The organism is Marseilla massiliensis (genome assembly GCF_016899855.1).
In the GTDB taxonomy this organism is placed as follows: domain Bacteria; phylum Bacteroidota; class Bacteroidia; order Bacteroidales; family Bacteroidaceae; genus Prevotella.
Map to the genome: position 1 here is coordinate 1 of NZ_JACJJG010000110.1, position 8,849 is coordinate 8,849.

At 52.9% G+C, this 8,849-nt stretch carries 7 protein-coding genes; 2 read left to right on the plus strand and 5 right to left on the minus strand.

What is annotated here, in order from left to right; translation table 11 throughout:
- Positions 1-201: 201 nt before the first annotated feature.
- Both H6A34_RS12395 and H6A34_RS12400 read right to left on the minus strand, forming a co-directional pair.
- Entirely contained in the window at positions 202-1,047 is an 846-nt protein-coding gene (locus H6A34_RS12395) for a GLPGLI family protein (RefSeq protein WP_205105773.1), read from the minus strand.
- A 562-nt stretch (positions 1,048-1,609) separates the two neighbouring features.
- A complete protein-coding gene (locus H6A34_RS12400; RefSeq protein WP_205105774.1) occupies positions 1,610-2,455 on the minus strand; it encodes a GLPGLI family protein in 846 nt (281 codons plus the stop codon).
- A gap of 430 nt (positions 2,456-2,885) precedes the next feature.
- On the opposite strand from H6A34_RS12400, the gene H6A34_RS12405 reads away from it, so the two are divergent.
- On the plus strand, positions 2,886-3,968 hold the full coding sequence (locus H6A34_RS12405) for a glycerate kinase family protein (RefSeq protein WP_205105775.1): 1,083 nt from the start codon (positions 2,886-2,888) through the stop codon (positions 3,966-3,968).
- Between the two features lie 104 nt (positions 3,969-4,072).
- Here H6A34_RS12405 and H6A34_RS12410 read toward each other — a convergent pair whose 3' ends face one another.
- The 3 genes from H6A34_RS12410 to H6A34_RS12420 all read right to left on the minus strand — a co-directional run bounded on the left by H6A34_RS12410 (position 4,073) and on the right by H6A34_RS12420 (position 8,328).
- Positions 4,073-6,499 (minus strand): polysaccharide biosynthesis tyrosine autokinase, encoded by a 2,427-nt coding sequence (locus tag H6A34_RS12410; protein WP_205105776.1) that lies wholly within the window; start codon positions 6,497-6,499, stop codon positions 4,073-4,075.
- Positions 6,500-6,519: 20 nt separating this feature from the next.
- A complete protein-coding gene (locus H6A34_RS12415; protein WP_021948489.1) occupies positions 6,520-7,200 on the minus strand; it encodes a polysaccharide biosynthesis/export family protein in 681 nt (226 codons plus the stop codon).
- Between the two features lie 282 nt (positions 7,201-7,482).
- The gene (locus H6A34_RS12420; RefSeq protein WP_205105777.1) at positions 7,483-8,328 is read right to left on the minus strand and encodes a glycine zipper domain-containing protein; all 846 of its coding nucleotides are present in this window, start codon (positions 8,326-8,328) and stop codon (positions 7,483-7,485) included.
- Between the two features lie 222 nt (positions 8,329-8,550).
- Here H6A34_RS12420 and H6A34_RS12425 point away from each other — a divergent pair.
- The coding region (locus H6A34_RS12425) for a transposase (protein ID WP_205105420.1) at positions 8,551-8,849 on the plus strand (299 nt) is incomplete at its 3' end.

An 8,849-nucleotide genomic window follows, 5' to 3' on the forward strand; every position in this document is an offset into this window, starting at 1 on the left:
ACTTATGAGCATACAAGATAATACAAATACTTGAATATCAGCATCTTATCTTTATCCAACAGAACTGCGGATGAACCCGATTGACGGCCCTTCGCACGCTAAAAGACCGTGTTTTACCGCCTAATATGCCGTCTTTTAGCGTGCAAAAGACGGCATATTGTGGAGCCGCTGATTATCAACGGGTTACGGACGGGACAGAAGTTACTCTAACTCTATCGGGTTATAAGGCGACGAAGGGAGCCTGCTTCCGTCCTCGGTCCATATATGCTTTCCGCTCATTTCTATCGCCGTCTGCGGGTCTTCGTACTCATTGCGCTTGGCCTTTAGCGCGTCCTTACGCGACAGTTTTAGTTTCTTATCGTATGATTTAAGGTAAATCAGTTCTGGCTTTGGCAAGGTTTCAAGACCGTTAAGGGTGAAAACGTGGTTGTTCTTCGTATCCCTTACGGCGAAGATAAGCCCCGGAAGACCACTGAAGAGATACGGCCCTTGCGGTATGCTGTAATCAACTGAATACCAGGCTACCCAGTCACGGCCGCCCATACGGCACGTTGCCTTCCTGCAACGTACACCGGCAATGGTGCTGTCGCCCTCGGCCAGCGTCCACGCAAGCGGCTCGAGCTGCTGTGTGTACTCACAATTAATGAAGCCAGGCAGCTGCACCGTGGCAGTGTTGCGTGGCATATCAATAGCCAACGGGTATTTGTAATTGATGTTACGCATGACGGACATGTATGGCATAAGCAGCTCCATAGGCTTACGTTTCGCATAGTAATAAGCGTCGTTGAGCGAATCTGCCTTCAGCGAATAGTAGTCGACGAAGCCCGAATACTCGCTGCCTATCAGCAGTAAGGTCTGTGCGTGCCGCCAGTTGTCGGCCTTGGTGGAGTCGGGACGATAGTCATATTCATAATAAACCTTTACCCGTGCCGAGTCGTAAACAGTCTTTTTTACAGGCTTTATCGGCGGTATGTTACCGCTTACGGTCGTCTGCGCGCCTGACATCAGCGGCACAAGCCATAACAAGAGGAATACAAGTCTTTGCATAATGAACGTGTTTTATTAGTTGCACAAAGGTAAACTAATTTACTTAAACACACAATTAAATGTCTTGGTCTTTAATCTTTTTTGTATCAATAGACAGATATTTTAAACGTCATTCAATATCGTTAAAAGCTCTGCGGGTCATAAACACGCCCGAGTTTTAATACCTTCCGCAATACATATAATATCTTGTGGTTTTCCGATTGAGGTTCATCCGCAATTCTGTTGGATGAATGCTGACGCCGCAAGGGCGTCGAAGACGTCCAACTATGCTTAACCTACGGTGAAGCGGAGCGTAACCGTAGGTATGCGTATGGCAGATAATATCGTCCTCGAAGAGGGTGAATAGCAGCGACGGTTCGCCCTCTTCGAGGACGATTCTGTGCGTCCGGACATACCGCAAGTTCCGTTCCCTACGGTCACTACACATGCGGATAAGCATAGTTCGCCCCCTTCGGGGACGGGATTGATACAGACCGTCTATCCAACAGATTTACGGATGAATTGCAAAAGACGGCATATTGCGGAGCCGCTGATTATCAATGAGTTACAGACGGGATGGAAATCACTCCAATTCTATGGGGTTATAAGGCCTCTTGTCGTTCGTTGTTCCCTCAGGCAAGATTATGCTTGGGTTCGTCATCGTCAGCGCCGCAACGGGGTTTTCCACCGCATTACGGTACGCCCTCCACGCCTTTTCGCGCGACAGTTTCAGTACGTCGTTGTCCTTGTGCAGGTATATTGGCGCAGGCACGGCGTCCGTCTCAAGACCGTTTAGGGTGAATACATAATTGTTCCCGGTGTCACTCACGGCGAAAATCAAGCCGGGCAAGCCACGAAACAGGTACGGGCCGAAAGGCATGTTGTACTCCTCGGAATACCAAGCCACCCAGTCACGGCCGCCCATACGGCACGTGGCTTTCTTGCAACGTACGCCAGCAATGGTGCTGTCGCCCGCGGCCAACGTCCACGCAAGCGGTTCAAGGGTTTGCGTATATTGAACGGTTTTAAGCTTGTCGAACCTTGCCGTGACCTTGTTCTTAGTATTGTCGATAACCAGAGGATATTCATACTTTCTGTTCTTTAACACCTGCAGCATGGCATTGGCTGCCTCAAGCGAAGGACGCTTCTCACGGCACCAGGCGTCGTTGAGCGAGTCTGTCCTCATGGAATAGTAATCATAACACCCCGTATAGCGACTTCCGACAAGCAGGAGTACCTGCCCCTTCTTCCATTTATCTGTGTTAGTGGAGTCAGGGCGATAAGCGTAGTCATAGTAAACCTTCACCCGCGCAGAGTCGTAAACGGTCTTCTTGATAAGCTCAAGGGGCGGCAAATTGCCTCCCATAATAACCTGCGCATCTGCCACCAACGGCATGAATGCCAATAAAGCGAATAAAAATTTTTTCATATCGGATGTGTTTTATTAGTCGCGCAAATATAAACTAATTTATTTAAATATACAATCAAGCACTTTGGTCTTTAATCTTTTTTATATCAATATCCGAACGTTTTAAATATCATTCAACATCATTAAAAGCTCCGTAAGTCATGAACACGACCGTGTTTTAATACCTTCCGTAATACATATAATATCTTGTGGTTTTCCAATTGACGGCATTTCGCCTTCCAAAAGGCCGTGTTTTACCGTCTAAAAGGCCATCTTTCTCACGCTAAAATACGGCATTTTGCAGGGTCGCTGATTATCAACGGGTTACGGGCGGGATATGAGCCGTGTTTTTTGACGGGGCGTTTTCGTGGTGAAGAATGGTTTTTGCTGTGCCCTTGAGTAGTCCGGTCGGGATAAAATGAGTACCTTTGCGGGAAATAATGTGATAGCGATGGGAAAGAAGTTTGTTTTGGCCATTGACTCGTTTAAGGGCTGCATGACGTCTGTCGAGGCTGAACGTGCCGTTGAGCGGGCCTTGCGCTCGCGGGTCGGCGACGTCGAGATAGTGTCGTTGCCGATGGCCGACGGCGGCGAGGGTATGCTCGGCGCGTTTACCGCCGCGCTCGGCGGGCGTATCGAGCGGGCTTGGGTTCACAACCAGATGATGCGCCGTGTCGAGGCGAAGTATGGCGTTGTGCCAGGCGGAACGGCGATAGTCGAGGTGGCTGAGGCCTGCGGCCTTACTCTTGTTGCCGAGGATGAGCGCAACCCTATGCGCGCCACGACGTACGGTGTGGGCGAGCTTTTGGCCGACGTTGTGGGTAAGGGCTACCGCAGGTTTATCGTTGGTCTTGGCGGTAGCGGCACGAGCGACGCGGGCATTGGCATGCTGCGGGCGCTCACGGACAGGCTGGCGCCGCGCGGCGGAACGATTGACGACGCTCTGGCGGGCGCGCTCGGCGAGTGCAGCTTCACCCTGGCCTCTGACGTTGACAACCCCTTGTGCGGGCCCCGCGGCGCCGCTATGGTGTTTGCCCGGCAAAAGGGGGCTACGGCGGATATGATACCGCGGCTTGAGGAGCGGGCCCGGCGGTTCGCGCGGATGTCGGCCCTGCATTTCGGGTACGACCGCTCCGGCTCTCCGGGAGCCGGAGCGGCGGGAGGTCTGGGCTATGCCTTTATGCAGTATCTCGGTGGCGAAACGCGCTCGGGCGCTGACCTTCTGCTTGACATTTCGGGTTTCGACGACGCTCTTGACGGCGCCTCGTGCGTGATAACGGGCGAGGGGCATGCTGACGGCCAGACGCTGATGGGCAAGCTGCCGTTGCGCGTGATGCGGCGCGCCGGGCGTAAGGGCGTGCCCACATGGCTATTGGCCGGGCGGGTGAGCGGCGCCGACAGGCTGCTGAGCGCCGGCTTCGCCAAGGTGATTTGCGTTACTCCCGACGGCATGGATACCGCAGAGGCTGTGAAGAAAGAGGTGGCGGTGGGGAATATAGAATGTTCAGTAGTTAAAGTAGTTATCGGTAGTTAGAGTAGTTATAGTCATTACTTTTGTTGCTTGCGAACACAATTTGCAGGGCATTTGACTATAACTACTCTAACTACCGATAACTACTTTAACTACTTAAAAGATTTCTATCTCCTGAAATAGTCTATCAGACTGTTGCTTTTTGGATTCGTTCCATATCCGTAACTGTAGCCGTAGCGGTAGGCGTAGGGTGTTCCGGCGTTGCGTGTTCCGTTGAGAATGACGGACAGGTTGTTCAGTCTGCCGCTCCGGTACAGCTTCTCAAGGTCGGCGAGCATGGCTCTTTCGAGCTTTCCGGCACGTACAACGAACAGCGTGCGCTCGGCATAGTGCGATATGATTGACGTGTCGGCAACGGCGTCAATGGGCGGACAATCAACAAAGATATAGTCATACCGCTTCTTCATTTCGGCCAACAGCCTCGGCCAACGGTCGGAAGCGAGCAGCTCGGCGGGGTTGGGCGGCACGACGCCCGACGGCATGATGTCAAGTCCCGGGCACGTTTCGTAGTGGCAGATTATCGAGTCGATGTCGTCAGTATGCCGTCCGAGGTAGTTGCTCAGGCCAAGTTTCGGGTTGCCGATGTATCGCGACAGGCCTGCGGTGCGCAGGTCGCCGTCTATCACGAGCACACGCTTGTCCTTGATGGCGAGGCTCGTGGCGATGTTCATCGCAAGGAAGGTCTTGCCGCTTCCGCTGTTGTATGATGTCAGCATTTGCACGCTTGCGCCGTTGCCTTGCGGCGTAAGGAACTCTATGTTGGTGCGTACTATGCGGAAAGCCTCGTTTATCAGGTTGTGGTTCCCGTGCTCGACCACTATGCCGTAGGCCTTCTCCTGCGCCGGCTTTAACGCCGACAGGCCCTTTCTCTCTTCCTCTACCAACGGGATTTCGCCCACGAACGGCGCGGTAAGGTTGTCCTCGATGTCCTTGCGTCCGCGCACTTTGTTGTTGGTGGTCTCCATCAGGTAGATTACCCCTGTCGGCAAAGCGAGGCCTATTACGAGGGCGATGAGCATTATCATGCCCTTCTTCGGCTTCAGCGGAACGTTGCTTCCGGTGGGCGACTTCACGATCTGCGTGTTGTCGGCCGTGAACGATTGTGACAGCTGGTTCTCCTCCCGCTTCTGCAAGAGGAAGAGGTACAGGGCCTCTTTCACCTTCTGCTGGCGCTCGACGGCCAGCAGTTCCTTGGCCTGAGTGGGGTTGGTGGATATGTCGGTGTTGGTCTTCTGTTCGTCGTTTTGTATGTGGCCGATGCGTGTCGAGAGCGATACTATCATGTTGTTTATCGAACTTATGACCGAGCGGCGCAGCTGGTTGAGCGCCTTGTCGATGTCTTTCACCAGCGGGTTGTTCTTCCCTCCGTTGACCATCAGGCTGTTACGCTCCAGCTGCAGGGCGTTGTATTTGTCGATAAGGCCGTCTGTCTTGCCGTCGTCAAGGCCCATGTTGGCCGGCAGCAGCTGGTTGGTGTTAGCCCGGTTGGTTATGTAGTCGCGGATATATCCTGCCACGGAGAGCTTCGTGTTGAGGTCGAGCAGGATGGCCGAGTTCTTGTCAGCGCGCTCCATCGACAGGCTGTAGGCCTTCTCCACGTCAGGAAGCAGGTTCTTGCTCTTGTATCTTGATATGTCGTTGTCAACGTTGTCAAGCTCCCGTTCGATGATGGCGAGGCGCTCGTCAAGGAACTTCGTTGCCCCGGCAGACACCTCGTTGCGGTTCTTCATCCATACTTTGTTGTATATGTCGATGACGGCCGAGAGGATGTCTTCAGCCCTTTTGCCGGACACGTCGTTGTATGAAAGGTCGAGTATGGTAGACTTCTTGTCGCCGATCTCAACCGACAGCCCGCCCAGGAAGCGGCCCGTAGCCGAGGCGTTGTCGCTCTTTCGCACGTCTATCTCGTCGTTATCGGCCACGGCGCTGGGGTAGTGCGGCTGTCTCTCTATCGTCAGGCGGCCAAGCGGAGTGTTGACGGTCTGGCCCACGTGGCAGGTCAGGTCGTACGAGTTCTGAGGCTTACCGTTCTTTACGAACTCAGACATTTTTATGCCGCCGTTCTTCTCCAGCCTGATGTGGAGCGACGCAGTCTCGTCCTTCGGGATGTCCCTGAACACCACCTTGACGGGCAACGTCTTGCCGTAAAGGGTCTTGTCGTAGAATGTTCCACGGGTTGTGTATGACACGTCAAGCCCCAACAGGTCAACGACTTCCGACATTACGTCGGGCGACTTGATGGCCGCTATCACGTTGTTTACGTTGGTGTTGTCGGCGAAGAAGCCGAAGTCTACGTAGTCGTTGAGCAGCTGGTTGAGCACGGTTGGCTTGTCGTTGCGCTCGAGAACCATGATTGACGCGTCGCGCTTGTACACGGGTTGCGTCTTCTTTATGTACAGTACGGCCACCGCCAGGGCTACTACTACCGTTGCAACGTACCATCGCCAGTGGCTCGCGCACGATATAAGGATGTCGCGTATGCTGATTTCTTCCGTTGTTTCCTCTGTTTGTTGTGTAACGGGATTTGTTTCCATAATGTCTTGTTTTACCTTTTTCATTTGTTTGAAACGTACACTATGTCGTTCTGCCGCAAGTAATATGCCGGGGACGAGAGCGCGTCTTCAGCCGACAGAAGGTTCAGCGTGTATGATTTCTGCACTCCGTCCTCGGTTCTCATCACCGTTACCTTGCGGCGGTTGCCGTGCCGTGTGATGTCGCCTGCCATGCTTATGGCGTCGAGAATCGTTATGCAGTCGCGGTCAATACTGTACCGTCCTGGAGCGTTTACCTCGCCGAGCACCGACAGGCCAAGGTTGACAAACTCTACGGTTACAACGCAGTCGGCCAGGAGTTGTCCGTCGGCCAGTCTCCGTTTTATCATCTTGGATATAGAGTCTCGCGACAGTCCGGCTACGCTCAGGCTGCCTATTACGGGAAAGTCGATGTTGCCTTTGCCGTCAACGGTGTACTTGGCCACGCCGTTTACGCTTACGGAGTCATTATTGCCGACGGTTCCTGACACTGCCGGAAGATTGAACAATGCCGACAGCTTGGGGTCGCGGCTGCTTACCACTATTGAGATTTTGTCGTATGGCTGTAACTTTATCTCCTGTGCCTTGGCGGCCGTTACAACGCTGTCCGTACTTGTTTTTTGTAGGTAAGTCATGCTTTTTGTCGAGCCGCAAGAGCATAAAACGATGGTCGACAATATGCATACTATAAAATGTCTACCCATAAAATAAAATCATTTTTTTAAGTTGTTGCGCTGCAAAAGTACGGTTTTCCCGTAAAAAGTAAGGACAAATAGCAGAATTTTAACCTTTAATTTACATTATTTTCAATGAATCTCCGTGAACTCAATGTTCGTTAAGACTTGTTTCTTTAACATGTTCTTTAATGGAGCGGAGGGCGCGGTTGTCGGATGTACGGCGCTCCTTCACCCGTTTCCGGCGCATAAGCATGCGGGCGGACAGATGTCTTATGTCTGCCCGCCCGCCTTTAAGATGTTGCGATATGATTATTTTACAGTTTGTATATGAAATTCGCTTACGTTCGAGGCCATCACGTTATTGCCCCTTACGGCGTACACCTGGAAGGCTACGCTGCCGTTCTTGAGCCGCTTGTCGGCCTTCACCATCGCCGTGTAACGCACTCCCTTGCCCGGCAGAATCTTCTCGACGTGGATGGTGTTGGATATGTGAATGCGCTTGTTGCCGGTAGTTTCGACTACCATGGGCTGCACGTCGTACACAGGTTCTGACGACTTGTTGTACACCTCGAAGATTACCTTGCTCAGCTCGCCGGGGTTGATACTGCGGTCTTGGTTGTCGTCTACGAAGCGTGCGTTGCGCACCTCCAGCGGCTTGTCCGTGCGCCGTTCGGTCGTCTTTATGTTGTCGTAGCGTATCGACGGAACCACGTCTTTAGGGCTGGTGGCAGTGTAGTCGCCGGTATAGTCGGAGCCGTTGAAGTCGTACAGCACGTCGTCGCCACGTCCTTCGGGGTCGAATCCGCTCTCGTCTTCGTAATACTCGCCGCTCCGGTCGTCATAAACGTCGTTGCCACGGGTGGCCGCCTCGCGGTGTTCGCGGTACTTACGCTCGAAGCGCGCGTCGCTCACCTCCCTGTATTCCTGCTGCTTCTTGTCCGCCTGCGTGCCCACTGCGCCGCCCACCACTGCGCCGCCCGCCATGCCTATCAGCGTGCCTATGTCACTGCCGCGCGGCCCTCCGCTTATCCCTCCGATAGCGGAGCCGATTACGGAGCCGAACGTTGCGCCCGTGATGGCGCCCGAGCCGGTGTACGTGCCGCAGCCAGTGAGCAGCATTACGGCGCTTAACGACAATATAGCATATCTGTTCATGACAGCCTCCTTACGTTTTCTTTACTGTTGCAAATTTAATAATTATCGGTTAAAAACGGTATGGGATAATCCCTAAAAGGCGTAGGGAAAATCCTAATTCGGCGCCTGATGAGTAATACGGGACAGTCTTGTTCGCTTATTGAATGCGGGCGGCGGTAAATCAGGTTGTCTTGTCCTGGCAAAAGTTGACACATTTATGAACAATAAAAAATGTGTAAAACAATGCGAAAGAATCCAACAAAGTACAGCGAGGAGTTCAAATTGAGCGTCCTTCGTGACTATTACTCGTCAGGCATGAGCAAGCGCAAGTGTGCAAAGAAGTATGGCCTGTGTAATCCGACGTTATTGTCGTCATGGCAGTCAAAGTATGGTGAGAAAACCTTATCTTTGCCGTTGGAAGAAGAATACGACGACATGGCAAGACGCAGCAAGGAAGATTACAAGGATGAGAACGCGGCCCTGCGCAAGCGCGTGCGCGAGTTGGAGAAGGCGCTTGCGTACTCGCGTTTGGAGACGGAGGC